This window comes from Enterobacter sp. ku-bf2 (assembly GCF_001742765.1).
In the GTDB taxonomy this organism is placed as follows: Bacteria; Pseudomonadota; Gammaproteobacteria; order Enterobacterales; family Enterobacteriaceae; genus Enterobacter; species Enterobacter quasiroggenkampii.
Map to the genome: position 1 here is coordinate 77,084 of NZ_MDVW01000018.1, position 22,764 is coordinate 99,847.

At 56.7% G+C, this 22,764-nt stretch carries 18 protein-coding genes; 8 read left to right on the forward strand and 10 right to left on the reverse strand.

Annotated features, from left to right (window positions below):
• The first annotated feature begins 3 nt into the window (after positions 1 to 3).
• Positions 4 to 744, forward strand: coding sequence for a 3'(2'),5'-bisphosphate nucleotidase CysQ (cysQ, locus tag BFG58_RS15405; protein WP_023617832.1), 741 nt, complete (start codon positions 4 to 6; stop codon positions 742 to 744).
• Here the strand turns inward: cysQ and BFG58_RS15410 are convergent.
• A complete protein-coding gene (locus tag BFG58_RS15410) occupies positions 738 to 1,295 on the reverse strand; it encodes a YtfJ family protein (RefSeq protein WP_023617831.1) in 558 nt (185 codons plus the stop codon). The genes cysQ and BFG58_RS15410 overlap by 7 nt on opposite strands.
• A gap of 324 nt (positions 1,296 to 1,619) precedes the next feature.
• Here BFG58_RS15410 and BFG58_RS15415 point away from each other — a divergent pair, with 324 nt between their 5' ends.
• A complete protein-coding gene (locus BFG58_RS15415) occupies positions 1,620 to 1,826 on the forward strand; it encodes a DUF1107 domain-containing protein (RefSeq protein ID WP_008501430.1) in 207 nt (68 codons plus the stop codon).
• A gap of 77 nt (positions 1,827 to 1,903) precedes the next feature.
• On the opposite strand, the gene BFG58_RS15420 is transcribed toward BFG58_RS15415, so the two are convergent.
• The 6 genes from BFG58_RS15420 to BFG58_RS15445 form a co-directional block, all read right to left on the reverse strand.
• The gene (locus BFG58_RS15420) at positions 1,904 to 3,241 is read right to left on the reverse strand and encodes a hemolysin family protein (protein ID WP_008501429.1); all 1,338 of its coding nucleotides are present in this window, start codon (positions 3,239 to 3,241) and stop codon (positions 1,904 to 1,906) included.
• Between the two features lie 194 nt (positions 3,242 to 3,435).
• Positions 3,436 to 4,983 carry an MFS transporter gene (locus BFG58_RS15425; RefSeq protein ID WP_069720068.1) on the reverse strand — a complete coding sequence of 516 codons (1,548 nt, stop codon included), beginning with the start codon at positions 4,981 to 4,983 and terminating at the stop codon, positions 3,436 to 3,438.
• Positions 4,984 to 5,062: 79 nt separating this feature from the next.
• Positions 5,063 to 6,085 carry a Gfo/Idh/MocA family protein gene (locus BFG58_RS15430; protein ID WP_048027905.1) on the reverse strand — a complete coding sequence of 341 codons (1,023 nt, stop codon included), beginning with the start codon at positions 6,083 to 6,085 and terminating at the stop codon, positions 5,063 to 5,065.
• Positions 6,086 to 6,097: 12 nt separating this feature from the next.
• The gene (locus BFG58_RS15435; RefSeq protein WP_069720069.1) at positions 6,098 to 7,165 is read right to left on the reverse strand and encodes a Gfo/Idh/MocA family protein; all 1,068 of its coding nucleotides are present in this window, start codon (positions 7,163 to 7,165) and stop codon (positions 6,098 to 6,100) included.
• 11 nt (positions 7,166 to 7,176) lie between these two features.
• Positions 7,177 to 8,346: a Gfo/Idh/MocA family protein gene (locus BFG58_RS15440; protein WP_069720070.1), complete on the reverse strand. Its 1,170-nt coding sequence runs from the start codon at positions 8,344 to 8,346 to the stop codon at positions 7,177 to 7,179.
• A 16-nt stretch (positions 8,347 to 8,362) separates the two neighbouring features.
• The gene (locus tag BFG58_RS15445) at positions 8,363 to 9,514 is read right to left on the reverse strand and encodes a Gfo/Idh/MocA family protein (protein WP_048027911.1); all 1,152 of its coding nucleotides are present in this window, start codon (positions 9,512 to 9,514) and stop codon (positions 8,363 to 8,365) included.
• 192 nt (positions 9,515 to 9,706) lie between these two features.
• On the opposite strand from BFG58_RS15445, the gene BFG58_RS15450 reads away from it, so the two are divergent.
• Complete coding sequence (locus BFG58_RS15450) at positions 9,707 to 10,765, forward strand: LacI family DNA-binding transcriptional regulator (protein WP_048027913.1); 1,059 nt, start codon at positions 9,707 to 9,709, stop codon at positions 10,763 to 10,765.
• Here the strand turns inward: BFG58_RS15450 and msrA are convergent, their stop codons facing one another.
• On the reverse strand, positions 10,766 to 11,407 hold the full coding sequence (gene msrA, locus BFG58_RS15455; RefSeq protein WP_048027915.1) for a peptide-methionine (S)-S-oxide reductase MsrA: 642 nt from the start codon (positions 11,405 to 11,407) through the stop codon (positions 10,766 to 10,768). It abuts the gene before it with no gap.
• Between the two features lie 224 nt (positions 11,408 to 11,631).
• Here msrA and tamA point away from each other — a divergent pair, with 224 nt between their 5' ends.
• From tamA to BFG58_RS15470, 3 genes are read left to right on the forward strand one after another with little or no spacing between them, the layout of a single operon-like run.
• On the forward strand, positions 11,632 to 13,365 hold the full coding sequence (gene tamA, locus BFG58_RS15460) for an autotransporter assembly complex protein TamA (protein WP_045908043.1): 1,734 nt from the start codon (positions 11,632 to 11,634) through the stop codon (positions 13,363 to 13,365).
• Entirely contained in the window at positions 13,362 to 17,138 is a 3,777-nt protein-coding gene (gene tamB, locus BFG58_RS15465) for an autotransporter assembly complex protein TamB (RefSeq protein WP_069720071.1), read from the forward strand. The genes tamA and tamB overlap by 4 nt, the downstream gene beginning before the upstream one ends.
• A 2-nt stretch (positions 17,139 to 17,140) precedes the next feature.
• Positions 17,141 to 17,485: a gamma-glutamylcyclotransferase gene (locus BFG58_RS15470; RefSeq protein ID WP_014830431.1), complete on the forward strand. Its 345-nt coding sequence runs from the start codon at positions 17,141 to 17,143 to the stop codon at positions 17,483 to 17,485.
• 42 nt (positions 17,486 to 17,527) lie between these two features.
• On the opposite strand, the gene BFG58_RS15475 is transcribed toward BFG58_RS15470, so the two are convergent.
• Positions 17,528 to 19,111, reverse strand: coding sequence for a methyl-accepting chemotaxis protein (locus BFG58_RS15475; RefSeq protein WP_069720072.1), 1,584 nt, complete (start codon positions 19,109 to 19,111; stop codon positions 17,528 to 17,530).
• Positions 19,112 to 19,325: 214 nt separating this feature from the next.
• Positions 19,326 to 19,856, reverse strand: coding sequence for an inorganic diphosphatase (ppa, locus tag BFG58_RS15480; protein ID WP_008501423.1), 531 nt, complete (start codon positions 19,854 to 19,856; stop codon positions 19,326 to 19,328).
• 309 nt (positions 19,857 to 20,165) lie between these two features.
• Between ppa and ytfQ the strand changes: the two genes are divergently transcribed.
• Both ytfQ and ytfR read left to right on the forward strand, forming a co-directional pair.
• Positions 20,166 to 21,122 carry a galactofuranose ABC transporter substrate-binding protein YtfQ gene (gene ytfQ, locus BFG58_RS15485; RefSeq protein ID WP_014882271.1) on the forward strand — a complete coding sequence of 319 codons (957 nt, stop codon included), beginning with the start codon at positions 20,166 to 20,168 and terminating at the stop codon, positions 21,120 to 21,122.
• A 132-nt stretch (positions 21,123 to 21,254) separates the two neighbouring features.
• On the forward strand, positions 21,255 to 22,757 hold the full coding sequence (ytfR, locus tag BFG58_RS15490) for a galactofuranose ABC transporter, ATP-binding protein YtfR (RefSeq protein ID WP_008501421.1): 1,503 nt from the start codon (positions 21,255 to 21,257) through the stop codon (positions 22,755 to 22,757).
• The last annotated feature ends 7 nt before the right edge of the window (positions 22,758 to 22,764 follow it).

The following is a 22,764-nucleotide window of genomic DNA, read 5'->3' on the forward strand; positions in this document are numbered from 1 at the left end:
AAAATGCTAGATAAAATTTGTCAGCTCGCACGGGATGCGGGAGATGCCATCATGCAGGTGTATGACGGTATTAAACCTATGGAGGTCGTCAGCAAAGCGGACGACTCTCCGGTCACGGCGGCAGATATCGCGGCGCATAAGGTGATCCTGAAAGGGTTACAGGCCTTAACGCCGGACATCCCCGTCCTGTCAGAAGAAGCGCCGCAAAGCTGGGACGAACGCCAGCACTGGCAGCGTTACTGGCTGGTGGACCCCCTGGACGGGACAAAAGAGTTCATCAAGCGCAACGGTGAATTCACCGTCAATATCGCCCTGATTGAGAAGGGTAAAGCGGTGCTGGGCGTGGTCTACGCGCCGGTCATGAAGGTGATGTACAGTGCTGCAGAAGGGAAGGCGTGGAAAGAAGAGTGCGGCGTGCGCAAGCAGATCCAGGTGCGCGATGCGCGTCCGCCGCTGGTGGTGATTAGCCGCTCGCACAGCGACAGCGAGCTGCAGGAGTACCTGCAGCAGCTGGGTGAACACCAGACCACCTCGATTGGCTCATCGCTGAAATTCTGCCTGGTGGCGGAAGGACAGGCTCAGCTCTATCCCCGCTTTGGGCCGACGAACGTCTGGGATACCGCCGCCGGGCATGCGGTTGCTGCGGCCGCCGGGGCGCATGTTCATGACTGGCAGGGCAAGCCGCTGGACTACACCCCGCGCGAATCCTTCCTCAACCCCGGCTTCCGCGTCTCTATTTATTGAGCCAGCAGCTTATGCAGCAGGTCGACAACCTGCTGCACCTCTTCCTGGGTCAGCGCCCCGTCTTTTACCCACTGTACGCGACCTTCTTTATCCAGCACGATAATCGCGGAGCTCTCTTCCTCCAGCTGCCAGGCCTTACGGGTGACGCCGTTGCTGTCGACGATAAACTGCGACCACGGATAGAGCTTTTTATTGCTCTCAAGGCTTGAGCGCACAAACATCCCGGAACCCGGAATGGCGTCATCGGTATTCACGATCGTGGTGGTCTGGTAGCGGTCGTGAGGGAATTTTGCGGCCTTGATCGCTTCCACCAGGCTGGCATTTTTCTCTTTTGCAGATGTACGACCGGCAATATGTTGTACAACTCTCACTTTGCCCGCGAGTTGCGCGCTATTCCAGGCTTTGTAGCTAAACTTATCATTGTCGAGAATCAATTCTCCCCGGTCAGCAATGCCGACTGGCGGTACACGTTGTCCTTTTTCAATGTTGTGAGCACTCGCCCACAGGGGCAGCAGCAGGCAGGCTGCTGCAAGGATATTACGTAGGGTCATGGCGTTTCCTTATTGTTTGCAGGTGATCCGACCACTTGGTCATACGCTTTTAATGATAAGTGCGATCAATGTGGTTTTCCCGCAATCCCGATGCCAGTTTGCGGGTGAACGCACATATCCATGAAAAAACGACGGCTTATACTGCGCTCAGTCACGCTTTGCAAAGATTATTCTGAATAATTGTAATCAAACGGTAAATAAACTTATGCACACTGGGTAACACCGTAGTTCTGGTCTATAGTCATTGGGCATTAAAATTTGCGCTCAGGACAGTCGGGCCGATTGTGGCACCGCAAGAGCGTATGATTCGCAGGAGATACAAGAATGAAAATTTTCCAACGCTACAACCCGCTTCAGGTGGCGAAGTACGTGAAGATCCTGTTCCGTGGACGGTTGTATATCAAGGATGTTGGCGCTTTTGAGTTTGATAAGGGCAAAATCCTTGTCCCAAAAGTGAAGGACAAACAGCACCTGTCTGTGATGTCCGAAGTCAACCGTCAGGTTATGCGTCTGCAAACTGAGATGGCTTAACCAACGTGCTATGCAGTAGTAGTAGATAAAAAGACGGCTCCCGATGGGAGCCGTTGATGTTTGTGGGGGCAGGAACGTTACGCCGACACCTTCTCTTCCGCATCCGGCAGCTTCGGCACCAGTACGGTCGGTTTGTTGTCGATACGCGTCACCAGCAGCTGGTCGATGCGGTAGTTATCAATATCCACCACCTCAAACTTGTAGCCGGAGAACTTCACCGAGTCGGTGCGTTTCGGGATTTTACGCAGCATAAACATCATAAAGCCGCCGATGGTCTCGTAGTTTCCGGACTGCGGGAACTCGTCGATATCCAGCACGCGCATCACGTCTTCAATCGGCGTGCCGCCATCAATCAGCCATGAATTATCGTCACGCTGAACAATCTGCTCTTCCAGCCCCTGGCCTACCAGGTCGCCCATCAGCGTGGTCATGACGTCGTTGAGGGTGATAATACCCACCACCAGCGCGTATTCGTTCATGATCACCGCGAAGTCTTCCCCGGCGGTTTTGAAACTTTCCAGCGCTTCTGAGAGCGTCAGGGTGTCCGGCACAATCAGGGTATTGCGGATCTGCACGCCGCTGTTCAGCGCCAGGCTCTGGTTCGCCAGCACGCGGTTCAGCAGGTCTTTGGAGTCGACGTAACCGATGATGTGGTCGATATCTTCATTACAGACCAGGAACTTAGAGTGTGGATGCTGCGCCACTTTGTTCTTCAGGCTCTGCTCATCTTCATGTAAATCGAACCAGATAATGCTTTCACGGCCCGTCATGGAAGAGGGCACGGTACGGGATTCCAGTTCGAATACGTTCTCAATCAGCTCATGTTCCTGCTTGCGCAGCACCCCGGCCAGCGCGCCGGCTTCCACGACCGCATAAATATCGTCAGAGGTTATGTCGTCTTTACGCACCATCGGTAGCTTAAAGATGCGGAAAATGACGTTTGCCAGGCCGTTGAAGAACCACACCAGCGGGCGGAACACGAACAGGCAGAAGCGCATCGGGTTGATGATACGCAAAGCCACAGCTTCTGGCGCAATCATACCGATGCGTTTCGGGGTCAGGTCGGCGAAGAGGATGAACAGCCCGGTCACCAGCGAGAAGGAGAGGATAAAGCTCAGCTGTTCGGCCAATTCGGCGGACATATACTGCGCAAAGAGGCTATAAAACGCCGGGGAAAACGCCGCATCGCCCACGATACCGCCGAGAATGGCCACCGCGTTCAGACCAATTTGCACCACGGTAAAGAACGTACCGGGGTTTTCCTGCATTTTGAGAATGCGTGAGGCGTTGATGTTGCCTTCGTCGGCAAGCAGCTTCAGTTTGATTTTACGGGACGCGGCCAGCGAGATCTCGGATATCGAGAAAAATGCACTGACGGCAATCAGACAAAGTATTACTAAAATACTGTTTAACATAGTTTATCCGGCTTCTCGCCAGATCCTCAGAAGGGGAGTTGATACCATTTGTGTGGAAACACATTGAACACCAGCTCGTAGCGTTGAGCCGATTATTTCAGCGGGTAGTATAGCGTAAAGAGATGTAAATCTGCCAGAGGTCACATTTTTGGCATAAAACAGACCGGACAGCGGGCGCTGTCCGGTACATCGCGTTATTTCACGGTAGACAGGCGGACATCGCCCACCGCCCGACGGGTGGCATCGCCTCCCCATACCTGATCGTATTCATAGCCCGTGAGCTGTTTAATCACCACGCGGGTGCTGGCATCGCAGTCGCGGTAATCGCCACCCAGCTTACGGCGCGCAATCTCCTTGAGGAGCAGCTTGTGCGTCTCACGGGTGAGCTTGAACCTGTAGGTGGTGAAGAAGCTTACCGCCAGCAGAGCTGCCGTTGCGAAGATCATCAGGCCGATAATCGCCCCCAGCGCGCTTTCAGGCTGCGCGCCGCTGCCCTTCACAAATCCGGACTCCTGTAGCACCAGGCCAATAATCATGATGGCAATCGCCACGGTGCTCTTGCGGGTCAGGACCATCACCCCGGCAAAAATCCCTTCGCGGCGCTGCTGGGTCACCATCTCGTCAATATCCGGAATGAAGCTGTAGATATTCCACGGAATATAGTAGAGGCCAGAGCGGGCGGCACCGAGCAGAATAAAGACCGCGGAGAACAGCAGCGTCGGTACCTGCGTTTTGGTGAGGTAGACCGTAAACAGGAAGGCCAGCACCAGGAAGATACAGCCGTAGGAGAGCCTTAGTGCGGCAGACGGCGTGACGTTCAGCCGGTTCAGCAACAGCATAAACCCATAGGTGCCGGGGACCGAGGCGAAGGCCGCAATGCTCAGCCAGCCTGATACCGCAGCCGCATCCTGGCTTAGACAGTACACGACATAATAGGTAAACACCGAACCGAACACGTCCATCGCCGTGAACGAAAAGATATAAATAATAATATGCAGGCGGAACGCGCGGATACGGAAGGAGGAAAAGAGATCCAGCACCAGATATTTCAGGTGATTCAGTAGCCCGCCGCTGCGCTGGTTATCCACTTTAAAACTGGATTCCTGTTGCACATCCTTCGCTTCCCAGGTGGTGTACCAGGTAATAAATACCGCAAGGCAGAACACGCAGGAAAATATCAGCCCGGTGAGGGTATAGGTAAACGGATTATCTTTCCCCGTGAACTGCATAATCACCCCGGGAACGGATACCGCAAGAAAACCGCCCAGCTGGGAGCTGATCATCCGCACGCCGGACAGGCGGCTACGCTCTTCATACCGGTTCGTCATTTCAGCCGCCAGGGTCTCCCAGGGGACCAGCACCATCGCCGACAGCAGCTCAATAGAGAGGTAGGTGCCCAGGTAGTACCAGTAACCCATGTCCGTCAGCCATAACAGGGCATACAAAAACATGAGCGGTGAACTGAGTAATAAAAAGAAGCGGCGACGGCCAAATTTACGCCCGAGCCAGGTATCCCCGAAGTTATCGGTGATATAACCCATTATCGGGCTTAATAGCGCATCAATCACGCGGGCAATGGCGAATATTGATCCCGCTTCAATGACTGAGAGTCCGCAATAGGTGGTGTAAAAAAATAACAGCCAGGTGCCGATAATGGCGAAAGCGCCTCCGCCAAAAAGATCGGTTACGCCGTAGCCGAGCGCTACGCCATAACCCACTCTACGTTCAGTTGGTTTGACCATAATAATATCCAGTGTAGGGTAATGATTAACCCGTTTTTCGGGTCGTTTTTTTATTGAGTGCTGGAATACAAATTACGTTCTAGTTATTGATATCTATCCATTGTCTTAATTGAGATGAGCGGTAAATAGCCTCCACAAGCGTGAGTGAATGTCCGGCTTCACGGATGTTGGTGTAATCCGTGTGCCCCGGGTGGGTGATGGCGTGATAAAACCTGCGGATCGCCTGCTCGTGCCCCAGTCCCCAGTAGCTTTTGACCGAGCCGTCGGGAGAGTCATCGCTGGCCAGCCTGAGGCGCTCGCCGCGGGTGATGCACCAGAGCACGTTGTTATGCAGCAGCAGCGAGCCCTTTTCGCAGTGGATCTCCATCAGAAGCGGGGAATCGGTGGTATTGCAGTTGCTGGCGTAAAACAGGCCGCGCGCGCCGTTGGCAAAGTGCAGCGTGGCCATTGCGCTGTCTTCCCCTTCGGTCACGTCTGCCAGCTCGCCGCTGTCCACCACGCCTTTCACGTGCGTTACGCCACCGGCAAACCACTGCATCAGGTCGAGGGTATGAATGGCCTGGTTGATCAGCAGGCTGCCACCTTCCGTTGCCAGCCGCCCGCGCCACGGGCTTTCGGTGTAGTACGCGCCCGAGCGTGACCACGTCAGCACGGCCTTAATGCTGAGCATTTTCCCCAGCTCGCCCTCCTCCAGCATCTGGCGAATGCGCAGGCTGGTGGGGTTGAGGCGATTCTGGTAGCACACGCCGAGCAGACCCGACGCCTGTTCGGCGGCGCGGGTGATATCCACGAGTTCGCTGCTGTTCATGCCCACCGGTTTTTCGCAGAAAACATGTTTCCCGGCGGCGAGCGCCGCCAGGATCATGCTTTTATGCTCGAAATGCGGCGTGCAGATGTGGACCACGTCAATGGCATCATCCAGCAGCATTTCCCGGTAATCCTGATAGAAGCGGCACTGATAGCGCATTGCCAGCTCCAGCCCTTTGACGCTGTCGATGTCGACCAGCGCGCGTAGCGCGACGTTGGGGAGCAGGCGCAACGCATTCACATGGCAGCCGTGAATCGCTCCGGCACCGATAACCGCCGTGTTCAGGATCGTCATTGTCGCCTCCCGTTATTCCGTCGCGTTGGCCAGCATCTGGGCCTTCACGCAGAGCTCGGCCGCTTTGAAGGCGTGCGCCTGCGTCATGGCGTTTTCGGTACGATGCAGACAGTCGAGGATCAGTTCGCCAAAGAACGGGAACCCGACCTGTCCGGCGACCGGATAGCGGAATTCCCCCTCTTTATTGACGAGATAAACCACGTCCTGCTCGCCGCGGGTGAGATCGACATATTTGCGGATCTCGATATACCCGTCGGTGCCGAGCAGCGTCAGACGTCCATCGCCCCAGGTTGAGAGTCCGTCGGGGGTGAACCAGTCGCAGCGGAAATAACCGCTGGCGCCGTTTTCGCCCCTGATTGTTGCGTCACCGAAATCTTCAAATGCCGGATGCTGCGGATGGTTGAAATTGCGTGCCTGACTGGCGACCACGGTGGCGTTACGGTTACCCGTGTAAAACAGAAATTGCTCAATCTGGTGGCTGCCGATGTCGCACAGAATGCCGCCGAAGTAGCGACGATCGTAGAACCAGTCCGGGCGGCCGATCCCTTCCCGGTGCGGGCCTGTCCCCAGGGTTTGAACGACGCGGCCAATGGCCCCCTGCTGCACCAGCTGTCCGGCAAACACCGCGCTCTCCACGTGGAGACGTTCGCTGTAGTACACGGCGTATTTCCGGCCGGTTTTCTCAACCATCGCTTTGGCATCCGCCAGCTGTTCAAGGGTGGTGAGCGGGGCTTTATCCGTGAAGTAGTCCTTGCCGGCCGCCATCGCTTTTAGCCCCAGCGCGCAGCGCTCTGACGGGATGGCCGCACCGGCCACCAGGCGCACTTCGTCGTCGTTGAGTATCACCTCCAGCGACTCCGCCACGTTGACCTGCGGGTATTGCTGGATAAATTTATCCACTTTTGCCGGATCGGGGTCGTACACCCACTTCAGCGTGGCCCCGGCTTCAATCAGGCCGTTACTCATGCCGTAGATATGGCCGTGGTCGAGCGCGGCAGCGGCAAAAACAAACTCCCCCTCGCGGACAACCGGCTGAGGTTTACCCACCGGCGCGTAGTTCATTCCGTCATTTTTGTTCATGGTGTCACTCCTTAATCCAGGTCTTTGCCAAGGGGAATCGCACCCACTTCGCTGAAGTTGGCGACGCTTGCGGATTTTTCATAAAAACGGGGAGCAAGGGCGCTCGTCCCACCGGTACGGTAAAACGGGTCGTCGCGCTGAATCGGCAGCGAGACCACGGTGCGGGTAATGGCGGATTTATAGATCGCGGCGATCAGCTCCAGCGAGCGTTTGCCCTGTAACCCATCCACTAACGGTGCCGTGCCGTGCTCGATGGCAGAAAGCAGGTCATTAATCTGCCCGGCGTGCAGCGTCCACTCGAGCTTCGGCGTCTGCTTAAACACCGCGTCGAGCTGCGCTTCGCGCTGCTGGTCGTGGGTTTCCTGCGGGAAGCCATTGTCGGCGCTGACGCTGGCAAAGGCCTGCCACGGCGCGGAGATGCGTGCCTTCTCACCCTGAATAATGATTTTCTGATCTTCCCCGTGGTGCACGACCGAGGCGGTAAGCTGGGTGAGCGCACCGCTGGGGTATTTGAAGATCGCGGCGCTGAGGTCTTCGACTTCAGCGTTGTCGTGCGCCACGTTGGTCATCATCGCCACCACCTCGGACGGAAAGCCCAGCATCCACTGAATGGCGTCGATGTGGTGAACCGCGTGGTTAAGGGTGCAGCCGCCGCCCTCTTTTTCCCAGGTGCCGCGCCACCACAGGTCGTAATAGCAGTGTCCGCGCCACCAGAAGGAGTCCACCTGCGCGTGGCAAACCTTGCCCGCAAGCTCCGAATCCAGCGCTGCTTTTAAGCGCCAGAAGGCATCGGTAAAGCGGTTTTGGGCAATGATGGAGAGCATTTTGCCGCTGGCCTTTTGTGCGGCGATCATCGCGTCGCACTCCTCCAGCGAGGCGGCCATCGGTTTTTCGCACAGCACGTGGCAGCCCGCGTTCAGGGCATCAATGCTGATCTCTGCGTGGACGTAGGGTGGCGTGCAGACGTCGACGATGTCGATATCCGGTTCTGACGACAGCATCTGCTGGTGGCTGTCATACACGCGGGCATCCGTCAGGCCGTAGCGCGCTTTTTTCTCGTGGGCTTTTTCCGGATAAATATCAACCAGCGCGACGATCCGGCAGCGTTGGCCAAACTGCAAATAGCCCTGAATATGGTTGTGCGAGATATTCCCTGTTCCCACAATAGCGACATTTAACATTAATTCTTCTCCGGAGTTACCAGGTGCCTGAGGCGTCCAGCGTGACGCTGGCTGTCTCTTTAGCCACTGAGGTGCTGATGCGTTGTTGAAGCAGGCGCAGATACTGTTTTTCGTTGAGCGGGAACTCGACCCAGTCGTCTGTCCAGGTGGAGAGGTGCATGGCGTTGGAGAGCGTCAACCCGTGGATCCCTTCCAGACCCGGCGCAATGAGCGGCTCGCCGCGCAGGATGGCGGCACAGAAGTTGGCGGTAATGACGTGGTGTTCGCTGCATTCCGGGGCCACGGGAAGCTTGACCTCCCAGCATTCAGGCTCACCAAAACCGTTCTGCCAGCGGGCGTTGAAGGCGGTTTCAGATTCCCGCAGCCGCCAGTAGCGCAGCTTGCCCTCTTCGACGACCACCTTGCCGCGATCGCCGACGATTTCCAGCCGGTTGGTTCCCGGCGTTTCCGCCACGGTGGTGATGAACACGCCCGTCGCGCCGTTGGCATATTCGGCATAGGCGGTGACGTCGTCTTCCACTTCGATATCGCGATGCTTGCCGAACTGGCAGAATGCGCGCAGACGGACCGGCATACCGACCAGCCACTGCCAGAGATCGAGCTGGTGCGGGTCCTGGTTGAGCAGCACGCCGCCGCCTTCTCCTTTCCAGGTGGCGCGCCAGCCGCCGGAGTTGTAATAGCTCTGCGAGCGATACCAGTTGGTGATGATCCAGTTGGAGCGGCGGATCTCACCCAGCTCGCCGCTGTCGATCAGATCTTTCACCTTCTGGTAGAGCGGGTTCGGGCGCTGGTTGTACATGATGCCGAACACCACATCGCACGCCTGGGCGCAGGCGTTCATCTCCTGTACCTGGGCGGTATACACGCCCGCCGGTTTTTCACACAGGGTGTGGATGCCGTTGCGCATCGCCAGCATCGACAGGCGCGGATGCTCGTAGTGGGGCGTAGCGACAATCACCGCGTCGATAAGCCCGCTCTGGAGCATCTCCTGCGCGTCGCTGAACACGGGGAGGGTGCCGACCAGCTGGCGAATGGCCGGATGCTTTTCCGGCGCATTATCACAAACTGCGGCAAGGCAGGCGTCGCTGACCGTACCCGCCAGTAAATAACGCGCGTGGACCGTACCGATATTACCTATTCCAATAATGCCAAAACGTACCTTCTCCATGTCACACCTTAATTTCAGTTGAAATGAGTGATGACCGGAAAATAGGAAAGGGGAGCGGTAGCGACAATGTGTTTTTGTGAGAATACTCGCAAGGTGATTAAGTAATCTCCAGGCGTTTTGAAATTTGGTTTTAAAATCAAAGGACTGTTTCTGCAAATATTTGCAAAAACTGAATGAGAGCGAGGTCACACTATGCCGGGCAAGTTAAAAATGGAGGAAATTGCGGCCCTGACGGGCTATTCCGTCAGCACGGTTTCGCGGGTATTAAGCGGCAAGTCTTACACCAGCGATAAAGCCAGGGAGGCGATCGTTCGCACCGCGCGGGAGCTCGGTGTGCTGGAGTCTATGGCGAGCGGAAGACTGCTCATTAACGGTATCGCTGTTTTTGCACCGGAAAGAACCTTTCAGGGACGCGGGGATATTTTTTATCTGGAAGTGACGAAAGGAATTGCTGAAGCCTGCGCGCGGCATAATGTGTGGGTCACGTGCTGTGGTTTAGAAGAGCAGCACGCCGATGTGAAAGTCTTTATGGAAAAGGCCAGCCATAAGAATATTAACGCGATAATTATTATTGGCACTGATGATTCCACCATATTTAAACTGGCAAGTACCCTGAATAAGCCCTGCGTGTTAATTAATTCCGTTGACCGGGATCGGGTACTGGATTCCGTGTCACCCGATCACCGGGCGATCGGCTTCACCACCATGCAGTACCTTTTCGAGCAGGGGCATCGCCGCGTGCTCACGCTCACCTGCCTGCGGCGGGATACGCTGTACGCGCGTCTGGACGGCATCAAAGAGGCGTACCGTCATTTTCATGTCGCCTTCGATCCCCAGCGCGATTTGCTCGTGACGGAGTGGTTTACCGCAGAAGAGGCCGAGCAGGCGCTGGATGCGTGGTTAGTGAATCATGACCGCTCGCAGTGGCCGGAGGTGATTTTCCCGAACAGTACCAGCATGACGGAAGGGGTGGTAAGGGCGTTGACGCGACACGGGCTGCGCATTCCGGAAGACATTTCGCTCATCACGACCGATTTTGCATGGAATTTAGCGCACCGTCTGGAAAAACCGGTCACGGGCGTGACGGTGCCCTGCCGCGAGCTGGGAATTGAGGCCGTTCACCTGCTGCAAACGCGGCTCAACCGACCGCAGGCACCGGTCTTTAACCTGCTGTTGCAGGGCAAAGTGATGGATTACGGCTCGGTCAGCAATGCCACGCGCCACGCGGCTCGCGTGGCGCTGGATCAGTGATCAGGCCAGCTGTGGCGGCAGGCAAACGCCGATGCCTCCGATGCCGCAGTAGCCGTACGGGTTTTTATGCAGATACTGCTGGTGATCGTCCTCGGCGTAGTAGAACGGTTTCGCCGTCGCGATTTCCGTGGTCACCTCGCGCGTATCGCCCGCCTCACGCATGGCCTGCTGGAAACGCTCCAGGCTGGCGCGCGCGGCGGCATCCTGCTCAGGCGTGAGCGGATAGATAGCCGAACGGTACTGCGTGCCGTGGTCGTTGCCCTGACGCATGCCCTGCGCCGGGTCGTGATTCTCCCAGAAGACCTGCAGGAGCTGTTCATAGCTGATTACCGCAGGGTCATAGACCACGCGTACCGCTTCCGCATGGCCGGTTTCGCCGGAGCAGACTTCGCGGTAGGTTGGATTCGGCGTGTAACCGCCCGTGTAGCCGGCTGCCGTACTGTAAACGCCGGGCAGCTGCCAGAAGAGGCGCTCAACGCCCCAGAAGCAGCCCATGGCGAACAGGGCGATTTCCATGCCATCGGGCACGTTGGTCATAGAATGGCCATTGACGGCGTGTAAGGTCGCTACAGGCATAGGGGTGTTGCGTCCCGGTAATGCATCTGCTTGTGAAACCAGATGCTTTTTGTCGAATAAACTCACGATGGGGCCTCCCGGGGTGCGATGTTTCAGTTAAGGTTGTCACGAAGCGTTTAATTGAACACAATAAATGCGCTGAATGAGACTAGATTTAATCATAAGAAATATTTGGGTGTTACACCCATTTTCAACCCGCGATTCGGGTTTTTGGCCAACAGGCCGTATTTTGCCGCGGAGCGGCACTTCATTTGCTTCCAGGGTGGAAACAGGGATATTCAGGAGAAAACGTGACAAAAATCCGCCAGTTATGTTTAGTCAGTGTGTTGCTGACAAGCGGGATTGCCAGCGCGGCGAATGTCCGTTTGCAGGTTGAGGGGTTATCCGGGGCGCTACAAAAAAACGTACGTGCGCAGTTATCGACCATCCAGAGTGATGAGGTGACGCCGGACCGGCGTTTTCGCGCGCGCGTCGATGATGCGATCCGCGAGGGGCTGAAAGCGCTGGGTTATTACGAACCCACCATTGATTTTGACCTCCGTCCGCCTCCAAAGAAGGGGCGCCAGGTGCTTATTGCCCGCGTTTCGCCGGGCGAGCCGGTGTTGATTGGCGGCACGAACGTTATCCTGCGCGGCGGGGCGCGTACCGACCGGGATTATCTGGACCTGCTCAGCACGCGGCCGAAAATCGGTACCGTGCTTAACCACGGCGACTACGACCATTTCAAAAAAGAGCTGACCAGCGTTTCCCTGCGTAAGGGCTACTTTGACAGCCAGTTCAACAAAAGCCAGCTGGGCATTGCGCTGGCGCGACGTCAGGCCTTCTGGGATATCGACTACGACAGCGGAGAACGTTACCGCTTTGGCGACGTGACGTTCGAAGGTTCGCAAATTCGTGAAGAGTATCTGCAAAACCTCGTGCCCTTCAAAAAAGGGGACTACTACCAGTCGAGCGACCTCGGAGAGCTGAACCGACGCCTCTCCGCTACCGGCTGGTTTAACTCCGTGGTTGTCGCACCGGAATTTGATAAGTCTCGCAAAACCAAGGTGTTGCCGCTGCATGGCGTTGTTTCGCCGCGCACCGAGAACACCATTGAGACCGGTGTGGGCTACTCGACGGACGTGGGGCCACGGGTGAAAACCTCGTGGAAAAAACCGTGGGTGAACTCGTACGGCCACAGCCTGACCACCAGCCTGAGCCTCTCAGCGCCCGAGCAGCAGCTGGATTTCAGCTACAAAATGCCGCTGCTGAAAAATCCGCTTGAGCAGTATTACCTTCTGCAGGGCGGTTTTAAGCGCACCGATTTGAACGACACCGAGCAGGACTCGACGACGCTTGCGGTCTCCCGCTTCTGGGATCTCTCCAGCGGCTGGCAGCGCGCCATTAACCTGCGCTGGAGCCTCGATCACTTTACCCAGGCTAACGTCACCAACACCACTATGCTGCTTTATCCGGGGGTGATGATCAGCCGCACCCGCTCGCGCGGGGGCCTGATGCCGACCTGGGGCGACTCACAGCGCTACTCCATCGATTATTCCAACACCGCCTGGGGCTCCGACGTGGACTTCTCCGTCTTTCAGGCGCAAAACGTCTGGATCCGCACGCTGTACGATAAACATCGCTTTGTGATGCGCGGCAATCTCGGCTGGATTGAAACGGGCGATTTCGAGCGCGTTCCGCCGGATCTGCGCTTCTTCGCCGGGGGCGACCGCAGCATTCGCGGGTATAAGTACAAATCGATCTCACCTGAGAACGAAAAGGGCCAGCTGACCGGTGCGTCAAAACTGGCGACGGGCTCGCTGGAGTACCAGTACAACGTCAGCGGAAAGTGGTGGGGCGCCATGTTTGTTGACGGCGGTGAAGCGGTGAACGATATCCGCCGCAGCGACTTTAAAACCGGCGCGGGCGTCGGCGTGCGCTGGCAGTCACCCGTCGGGCCCATCAAGCTCGATTTCGCCGTGCCGGTGGGCGACAAAGATGAACACGGATTACAGTTTTACATCGGTCTGGGGCCTGAATTATGAGTTTATGGAAGAAAATAAGCCTCGGAGTGCTGATCTTTATCGTGCTGCTGCTCGGGACGGTGGCGTTTCTGGTAGGAACGACGACCGGGCTGCATCTGCTGTTTAACGCCGCGAACCGCTGGGTGCCGGGGCTGGAAATTGGCCAGGTGACGGGCGGCTGGCGTGACCTGCGCCTGAAGAACATCCGCTATGAGCAGCCGGGCGTGGCGGTTAACGCCGGGGAGTTTCACCTGGCGGTGAAGCTGGGCTGTTTGCGGGACAGCAAGCTCTGCGTCAACGATCTGTCGCTAAAAGATGTCAACGTGGCGATAGACTCGAAGAAAATGCCGAAGTCTGCGCCGGTTGAAGAAGAGGACAGCGGCCCACTGAATCTCTCCACGCCTTACCCGATCGCGCTTTATCGGGTCGCGCTCGATAACATCAATATCAAAATCGACGACACCACCGTGTCCGTGATGGATTTCACCTCCGGCCTGCGCTGGCAGGAGAAAAACCTCACCCTGACGCCAACGTCCCTGCAGGGCTTGCTGATCGCGCTGCCGAAAGTGGCCGACGTGGCGCAGGAAGAGATCGTCGAGCCGAAGATCCAGAACCCGCAGCCGGAAGAGAAGCCGCTGGGCGAAACGCTGAAAGACCTCTTCTCGAAGCCAGTGCTGCCGGAAATGACCGACGTTCATCTGCCGCTGAACCTTAACATTGAGGAATTCAAAGGCGAACAGCTGCGTCTGACGGGCGATACCGACCTGACGGTCTATAACATGCTGCTGAAGGTCAGCAGCATTGACGGCAACATGAAGCTCGACGCGCTGGATATCGACACCAACCAGGGCTCGGTGAATGCGTCAGGTAATGCCCTGCTGCGCGACAGCTGGCCGGTGGATATCACGCTGAATAGCACCCTGAACATCGACCCGCTGAAAGGCGAGAAAGTGAAGGTTAAGGTGGGCGGGGCGCTGCGCGATAAGCTCGATGTTGGCGTGAATCTCTCCGGCCCGGTGGATATGGCCCTGCGTGCACAAACCCAGCTGGCGGAAGCCGGGCTGCCGCTCAATCTTGAGGTTGTCAGCAAGCAGCTTTCCTGGCCGTTCACTGGCGAAAAGCAGTTCCAGGCCGATGACCTGAAGCTGAAGCTGAGCGGCAAGATGACCGACTACACGCTCTCGTTCCGCACCGCGGTGAAGGGGCAGGGCGTGCCGCCCGCGAACATCACCCTGGATGCGAAGGGCAACGAACAGCAGGTCAACCTCGACAAGCTGACCGTCGCGGCGCTGGAAGGTAAAACCGAGCTGACCGCGCTGCTCGACTGGCAGCAGGCGATCAGCTGGCGCGGCGAGCTGAAGCTGACGGGCATTAACACCGCCAAAGAGGTGCCGGACTGGCCATCGAAGCTCGATGGTCTGATCAAAACCCGCGGCAGCCTGTACGGCGGCACGTGGCAGATGGACGTGCCGGAGATCAAGCTCACCGGGAACGTGAAGCAGAACAAGGTAAACGTTGAAGGCTCGGTGAAAGGCAACAGTTATCTGCAGTGGGTTATCCCGGGCCTGCACGTGGCCCTGGGGCGCAACACGGCGGATATCAAAGGCGAGCTGGGGGTGAAAGATCTTAATCTGGATGCCACCATCGACGCGCCGAATCTGGATAACGCCCTGCCGGGGCTTGGCGGTACGGCGAAAGGACTCGTGAAGGTGCGCGGCACGGTAGACGCACCGCAGCTGCTGGCGGATATCACCGCCAATAACCTGCGCTGGCAAGAGCTAAGCGTTGCCCGCGTCCGCGTGGAAGGGGATGTGAAATCCACCGACCAGATCGGCGGTAACCTGAACCTGCGCGTGGAGCGTATTTCCCAGCCGGACGTGAACATCAGCCTGGTCACCCTGGACGCGAAAGGGAACGAGAAGCAGCACGACCTCCAGCTGCGGGTGCAGGGCGAGCCAGTCTCCGGCCAGCTTCACCTGATCGGCAGCTTCGACCGCAAACAGGAGCGCTGGAAAGGGACGCTGGATAACACCCGTTTCAATACGCCGGTCGGGCCGCTGGCGCTGTCGCGCGCCATTGCTCTGGACTACCGCAACGCCGAGCAGAAGATCAGCATTGGGCCGCACTGCTGGACCAACCCGAATGCGGAACTGTGCGTGCCGCAGACCATCGATGCGGGCGCGGAAGGGCGCGCGCAGATCAACCTCAACCGCTTCGATCTGGCGATGCTAAAACCGTTTATGCCGGATACCACGCAGGCGAGCGGCGTCTTCAGCGGGAAAGCCGATGTCGCCTGGGACACCACCAAAGAGGGGCTGCCGCAGGGTAGCGTCACGCTGTCCGGGCGTAACGTGAAGGTGACGCAGGAGGTGAATGACGCGCCGCTGCCGGTGGCCTTCGACACCCTGAACCTGAGCGCGGACCTGCATAACAACCGTGCAGAGTTGGGGTGGCTGATTCGCCTCACCAATAACGGTCAGTTTGACGGGAAGGTTCAAATTACCGACCCACAGGGACGGCGAAATCTGGGTGGCAACGTCACTATCCGCAACTTCAACCTGGCGATGGTGAACCCGATTTTCGCACGCGGGGAAAAAGCCGAGGGCATGGTGAATGCCAACCTGCGCCTGGCGGGCAATGCACAAAGCCCTCAGCTGTTCGGCCAGCTGCGGCTCAGCGGCGTGGATATTGACGGCAACTTTATGCCGTTTGACATGCAGCCCAGCCAGATCGCCATGAACTTCAACGGTATGAGCTCGACGCTAAGCGGCTCGGTACTGACGCAGCAAGGGCAAATCAACCTGAGCGGCGACGCGGACTGGAGCCAGCTCGATAACTGGCGCGCCCGTATTGCCGCGAAAGGCAGTAAGGTGCGCATCACCGTACCGCCGATGGTGCGTCTGGACGTCTCGCCTGATGTGGTCTTTGAAGCCACGCCAAGCCTCTTCACGCTTGACGGTCGCGTCGACGTGCCGTGGGCGCGCATCGTGGTTCACGATGTGCCGGAAAGTGCGGTCGGCGTCTCAAGTGATGAAGTTATGCTCAATGAAAATCTGAAACCTGTCGAACAGAAGAGCGCTGGCATACCGATTAATAGTAACCTTATCGTGCACGTGGGGAATAACGTGCGGTTGGATGCGTTTGGGCTGAAGGCGAGGCTTACGGGCGACCTGAAGGTGGCGCAGGATAAACAAGGGCTTGGCCTGAACGGGCAAATCAATATTCCTGAAGGGCGTTTCCACGCTTATGGTCAGGATCTGATTGTCCGTAAAGGCGAGCTGCTGTTCTCCGGTCCACCGGATCAGCCCCTGCTGAACATCGAAGCGATTCGTAACCCGGAAGCGACGGAAAACGACGTCATTGCTGGGGTACGCGTCACCGGTTCTGCTGACGAACCGAAGGCGGAGATCTTCTCTGACCCAGCGATGTCCCAGCAGGAAGCTCTCTCTTACCTGCTGCGTGGACAAGGTCTCGACAGCGGTCAGAGCGACAGTGCGGCGATGACCTCGATGTTAGTGGGGCTGGGGGTTGCACAAAGTGGGCAGGTTGTGGGTAAAATCGGCGAGACGTTCGGCGTAAGCAATCTGGCGCTGGACACCCAGGGCGTGGGTGACTCTTCGCAGGTGGTGGTCAGCGGCTATGTACTGCCGGGTCTGCAGGTAAAATATGGTGTGGGGATCTTTGACTCACTGGCAACACTCACGTTACGCTATCGCCTGATGCCTAAGCTATATCTGGAAGCAGTGTCCGGCGTAGACCAGGCACTTGATCTGCTCTATCAGTTTGAGTTTTAGCAATGCGAATATTTGTCTACGGCAGTTTACGAACCAAGCAAGGCAACAGTCACTGGATGACCAATGCCCTGCTGCTGGGGAATTACAATATCGAGAACTACCAGTTGTACAGCCTGGGCCACTATCCAGGCGCGGTTCCCGGCGAAGGAACAGTACAGGGTGAAGTTTATCGTATTGATAACGCGACACTTGCCGAACTTGATGCCTTGCGCACCAGGGGCGGTGAATACGCGCGCCAGTTGATCCAGACGCCGTACGGAAGTGCGTGGATGTATGTCTACCAGCGTCCGGTCGAAGGGTTAACGCGGATTGTAAGCGGTAACTGGTTAGACAGAGACCAGTACTGAAAAAAACAACGCCACCGTGAGGTGGCGTTGTTTTTTTATGGGCTAAACGGCGTCATGACGCAGCTTGAATATCTGCACCGATTCCAGAAGCTGTTCTGCCTGTCGATGCATAGCCTGCGCTGCGGCGGCAGATTCCTGTGACAAGGTTGCGTTTTGCTGCGTGGCTGTATCCATGTGCGTCACGGCCACATTGACCTGATCGATACCCGTGCTTTGTTCATGGCTGGCATGCGAGATCGCTTCAATCAGTTCGCTCACCTTACTTACGCTATGCAGAATATCGGCCATCGCTGCACCGGCCTGCTGCACCTGCCCGTTCCCTTCATCAATTCGGTTAACAGAGCGGTCGATCAGAATACGGATATCTTTGGCGGCGGCAGCTGATCGTTGCGCCAGGGCGCGCACCTCTGCTGCAACGACGGCAAAACCGCGGCCTTCAGTACCTGCACGCGCCGCTTCAACTGCAGCGTTTAGCGCCAGGATATTGGTCTGGAAGGCAATACTGTCGATCATGCTGATGATGGAGTTGATCTCGCTGGAGAAATTATGAATTTCACTCATGGTGTGTATTGCACGTTCAACGGCTTCTTCTCCCTGGCGGGCTACCTGGCGGGCATTACGGGCAAGATCGCTGGCTGTGCGTGAATGTTCTGCATTGCTTTTTACAACTGACGTCAGCTCCTCCATGGATGCTGCGGTTTGTTCCAGGGCACTGGCCTGTGCTTCGTTGCGTGAGGAAAGCTCATGACTACCGCTGGCAATCTGCGCTGATGCGGTGGCGATGGTTTCGGTTCCTTTTCGTACACCAGAGACAATGCGAGTGAGGTTGTCATTCATCTCCTGCAGAGCGCGCATGAGCTCAGCCGTTTCATCTCGACCGGCCACGGTAAAGCGTGACTGCAAATCACCGGCGGCAACGGTACGTGCTATGGTGACAGCTTGTGCCAGCGGAAGAGTAATGCTTCGAATCAGCCACCAGGTAATGAGCATCCCGGCGGCCAGTGTGAGAACCATTGCCAGTATCAGCATCCATTTCGTTTTCTGGTACTGCGCCTCGTTTATGGCGATGGTCTGCTCATGAATAGCCTGGGCATGCTGCAGCGTATGGGCCACAACGTTGTCGATCATCTTTGTCGGCTCGCGGTCAATCCCTGTAACCTGTTTGTCCACTCGCTGGGCGCTGGTGGGATCTCCCACCTGGTAGGTAGCCAGTGCCGCCAGGTATTTCTGTTCCAGCCCGGCGTGGATGTCGCGCGTTGCCAGCACTTGTCGATTATCCATGCCAATTTTCGGCAGAAGCTCGCTTAGCCGGGTCAGCAGTGCCTGCGTGTTCTGACTTTCTGCGACAAAGGCCTTTTTGTATTTATCGAACGCTTCTTGTCCCTGAGCACCACGAATCAGGGTGTTCTTCCACTCCTGGACCTGAATTTTGAATTGTACCTGAGCATTGCGGGCGGTATCGATGCTGCTGGTGATGGTCTGTTCCATGGCCATAATCTGTTCGTTCTGCGCCTGACTGTCGCTATTGATCAGCAGGCCACGCAGGCCAATAAAAAGCGTTGCAAGCAACAGAAGCGACGCCAGAATGCCAAGTCGCTGTCCAATGGTGAGTGTGTTGAGTTTCATGATTTCCTGTTATGTGAAAACGCGATTGTGCTCATATCACGGGAGGTATCGACCTGCGGCAGGCAGACTTTAAAGGGGGAAGAGGGGATAGGGCAGGTAAAAAGCGATATCTAATTAATATTGCGAGATAAAATCTCTTTATGACGTTTTTGTGACAGTTTCAGGGCAACAAAAAGCCCCGGCATGCGGGGCTTTTTTTAATCGACAGTAAGAATTACTTCTTAGCAGCGCGTTCGAAAGAGGCGATGATTTCCGCTTTCGCTGCTTCTGCGTTGTCCCAGCCGTCAACTTTAACCCACTTGCCTTTTTCGAGGTCTTTGTAGTGCTCGAAGAAGTGAGTGATCTGCGCTTTCAGCAGTTCTGGCAGGTCGTTCACATCTTTGATGTGATCGTATTCTTTGCTCAGCTTGGTGTGCGGTACCGCAACCAGCTTCGCATCTTCACCGGATTCGTCGGTCATTTTCAGCACGCCAACGGGACGGCAGCGAATCACTGCGCCTGGCTGCAGTGGGTATGGCGTTGGGACCAGCACGTCAACCGGGTCACCGTCCAGAGACAGGGTGTGGTTGATGTAACCGTAGTTGCACGGATAGAACATCGCGGTAGACATGAAACGGTCTACGAACAGGGCGCCGCTCTCTTTGTCCACTTCGTATTTGATCGGATCTGCGTTAGCCGGGATTTCGATAACTACGTAGATGTCTTCTGGCAGTTCTTTACCCGCTGGGACGTTGAGTAAGCTCATGTCGGTGTCCTTTAAAATGGATGGTAAACAAGTGGCAGGTATTATAGCCAACTCGCGCTGAATGTCTCCGCCTGTTTTCGCCTTCTCTCCACGTTATTCCCACTTTTCAGACCGATTCCATGACAGAAAAATCCATAAACTCAGCCGCATTTTTCATGGAGAAATGAAAGCGATTACAAACTTGTGATTAACGTTTTATTCACTTTTCTGAAGTGTGATGTAACGCAATTCGTTACATATTTCATGGGCTATAGTCATTCCGCAGAACATCTTTTAACCAACAATAACTCACCCTACGAGGACGTTCATATGTGGAAGCGCTTACTCCTGGTCACAGCCGTTTCGGCAGCCATGTCGTCTATGGCGATGGCCGCTCCCTTAACCGTAGGTTTTTCGCAAGTCGGCTCTGAATCTGGCTGGCGAGCGGCAGAAACCAACGTGGCGAAAAGCGAAGCTCAGAAACGCGGTATTACCCTGAAAATCGCCGATGGTCAGCAAAAACAAGAGAATCAGATCAAAGCCGTGCGCTCCTTTATCGCCCAGGGCGTGGATGCCATCTTTATTGCCCCCGTCGTGGCGACCGGCTGGGAACCCGTCCTGAAGGAAGCGAAAGACGCTGAGATCCCGGTCTTCCTGCTCGATCGTTCCATCGACGTCAAAGACAAATCTCTCTATATGACCACCGTGACGGCCAATAACGTGCTGGAAGGGCAGTTAATTGGTGACTGGCTGGTAAAACAGGTCGACGGCAAGCCGTGTAACGTCGTTGAGCTGCAGGGTACCGTCGGGGCGAGCGTGGCCATCGACCGTAAAAAAGGCTTTGCTGAAGCCATCGCGAAAGCGCCAAACATCAAGATTATCCGCTCTCAGTCCGGCGACTTTACCCGCAGCAAAGGTAAAGAGGTCATGGAGAGCTTCATTAAGGCTGAAAACAACGGCAAGAACATCTGCATGGTTTACGCCCACAACGATGACATGGTGATCGGTGCGATTCAGGCCATTAAAGAAGCGGGCCTGAAGCCGGGCAAAGATATCCTCACCGGCTCTATCGACGGCGTGCCGGACATCTATAAAGCGATGATCGACGGCGAAGCCAACGCCAGCGTGGAGCTGACGCCAAACATGGCGGGCCCGGCATTCGACGCGCTGGAGAAATTCAAGAAAGACGGCACGATGCCGGAGAAAGTGACGGTCACCAAGTCCACGCTCTACCTGCCTGATACGGCGAAAGAAGAGTTAGAGAAGAAGAAAAATATGGGCTACTAAGACCCGCGCCCCTCACCCCAGCCCTCTCCCCGGAGGGGAGAGGGAGAAAGGCAGGGCGGAGCTGGATATTAACAATTGGCACGATCAATCCCCTCTCCCCTCAGGGGAGAGGGTCAGGGTGAGGGGGAAACCATGACCACTGAACAACACCAGGAAATCCTCCGCACAGAGGGCTTGAGTAAATTCTTTCCCGGCGTAAAGGCGCTGGATAACGTTGATTTCAGCCTGCGGCGCGGGGAGATCATGGCGCTGCTGGGCGAGAACGGCGCGGGAAAATCGACGCTGATTAAATCCCTGACCGGTGTTTATCACGCTGACCGCGGCACCATCTGGCTGGAAGGCAACGCCATTTCACCCAAAAACACCGCCCATGCCCAGCAGCTGGGGATCGGGACGGTCTATCAGGAAGTGAACCTGCTGCCGAATATGTCGGTGGCGGATAACCTGTTTATTGGCCGAGAGCCACGACGCTTTGGCCTGCTGCGCCGTAAAGAGATGGAGGCGCGGGCGACAAAGCTGATGGAATCCTACGGCTTCTCCCTCGACGTCCGCGAGCCGCTGAACCGCTTTTCCGTGGCGATGCAGCAGATCGTCGCCATTTGTCGCGCGATCGATCTCTCCGCAAAGGTGCTGATCCTCGACGAACCCACCGCCAGCCTCGATACCCAGGAGGTGGAGATGCTCTTTACCCTGATGCGCCAGCTGCGCGATCAGGGCGTCAGCCTGATCTTCGTTACCCATTTCCTCGATCAGGTGTATGAGGTGAGCGATCGCATTACGGTGCTGCGCAACGGCAGCTTTGTCGGCTGCCGCGAAACCCGTGAGCTGCCGCAGATCGAGCTGGTCAAAATGATGCTGGGCCGCGAGCTGGAGACCAACGCCCTTCAGCGCGCGGGCCGCACGTTGCTGAGCGAGAAGCCGGTCGCCGCGTTCAGCGATTACGGTAAAAAAGGGGTCATCTCGCCGTTTAACCTTGAGGTGCGGCCAGGCGAAATTGTCGGGCTGGCGGGCCTGTTAGGCTCGGGTCGAACCGAGACCGCCGAGGTGATCTTCGGGATCAAGCCGGCCGACAGCGGCAGCGCGCTGATCAAGGGCAAACCGCAAACCCTGCGATCGCCGCATCAGGCCTCCTGTCTCGGCGTCGGCTTCTGCCCGGAGGACCGGAAAACGGACGGCATTATTGCCGCGGCCTCGGTGCGGGAAAATATCATTCTGGCGCTACAGGCCCAGCGCGGCTGGCTGCGGCCGATCCCTCGCAAAGAGCAGAACGCCATTGCCGAACGCTTTATACGCCAGCTCGGCATCCGCACCCCGAGCGCGGAACAGCCCATTGAATTTCTCTCCGGCGGTAACCAGCAGAAAGTGCTGCTGTCGCGCTGGCTGCTGACCAAACCCCAGTTCCTGATCCTCGACGAACCGACCCGCGGTATTGACGTGGGGGCGCACGCCGAAATTATCCGGCTTATCGAGACCCTGTGCGCTGACGGTCTGGCGCTGCTGGTCATTTCGTCCGAGCTGGAAGAGCTGGTGGGTTATGCCGATCGCGTCATCATTATGCGCGATCGTAAACAGGTGGCAGAGATCCCGCTGGATAAGCTGTCCGTTCCGGCGATCATGAATGCCATCGCGGCATAAGGAGTGA

What these genes read in the sequence shown, in the direction of transcription:
- BFG58_RS15445 (WP_048027911.1), bottom strand. Translation starts at nt 9,514, where the DNA reads ATGGAGAAGGTACGTTTTGGCATTATTGGAATAGGTAATATCGGTACG.
- BFG58_RS15425 (WP_069720068.1), bottom strand. Translation starts at nt 4,983, where the DNA reads ATGGTCAAACCAACTGAACGTAGAGTGGGTTATGGCGTAGCGCTCGGC.
- BFG58_RS15475 (WP_069720072.1), bottom strand. Translation starts at nt 19,111, where the DNA reads ATGAAACTCAACACACTCACCATTGGACAGCGACTTGGCATTCTGGCG.
- BFG58_RS15430 (WP_048027905.1), bottom strand. Translation starts at nt 6,085, where the DNA reads ATGACGATCCTGAACACGGCGGTTATCGGTGCCGGAGCGATTCACGGC.
- cysQ (WP_023617832.1), top strand. Translation starts at nt 4, where the DNA reads ATGCTAGATAAAATTTGTCAGCTCGCACGGGATGCGGGAGATGCCATC.
- BFG58_RS15415 (WP_008501430.1), top strand. Translation starts at nt 1,620, where the DNA reads ATGAAAATTTTCCAACGCTACAACCCGCTTCAGGTGGCGAAGTACGTG.
- ytfR (WP_008501421.1), top strand. Translation starts at nt 21,255, where the DNA reads ATGACCACTGAACAACACCAGGAAATCCTCCGCACAGAGGGCTTGAGT.
- BFG58_RS15450 (WP_048027913.1), top strand. Translation starts at nt 9,707, where the DNA reads ATGCCGGGCAAGTTAAAAATGGAGGAAATTGCGGCCCTGACGGGCTAT.
- ppa (WP_008501423.1), bottom strand. Translation starts at nt 19,856, where the DNA reads ATGAGCTTACTCAACGTCCCAGCGGGTAAAGAACTGCCAGAAGACATC.
- BFG58_RS15435 (WP_069720069.1), bottom strand. Translation starts at nt 7,165, where the DNA reads ATGAACAAAAATGACGGAATGAACTACGCGCCGGTGGGTAAACCTCAG.
- tamB (WP_069720071.1), top strand. Translation starts at nt 13,362, where the DNA reads ATGAGTTTATGGAAGAAAATAAGCCTCGGAGTGCTGATCTTTATCGTG.
- BFG58_RS15440 (WP_069720070.1), bottom strand. Translation starts at nt 8,346, where the DNA reads ATGTTAAATGTCGCTATTGTGGGAACAGGGAATATCTCGCACAACCAT.
- BFG58_RS15420 (WP_008501429.1), bottom strand. Translation starts at nt 3,241, where the DNA reads ATGTTAAACAGTATTTTAGTAATACTTTGTCTGATTGCCGTCAGTGCA.
- BFG58_RS15410 (WP_023617831.1), bottom strand. Translation starts at nt 1,295, where the DNA reads ATGACCCTACGTAATATCCTTGCAGCAGCCTGCCTGCTGCTGCCCCTG.
- ytfQ (WP_014882271.1), top strand. Translation starts at nt 20,166, where the DNA reads ATGTGGAAGCGCTTACTCCTGGTCACAGCCGTTTCGGCAGCCATGTCG.
- BFG58_RS15470 (WP_014830431.1), top strand. Translation starts at nt 17,141, where the DNA reads ATGCGAATATTTGTCTACGGCAGTTTACGAACCAAGCAAGGCAACAGT.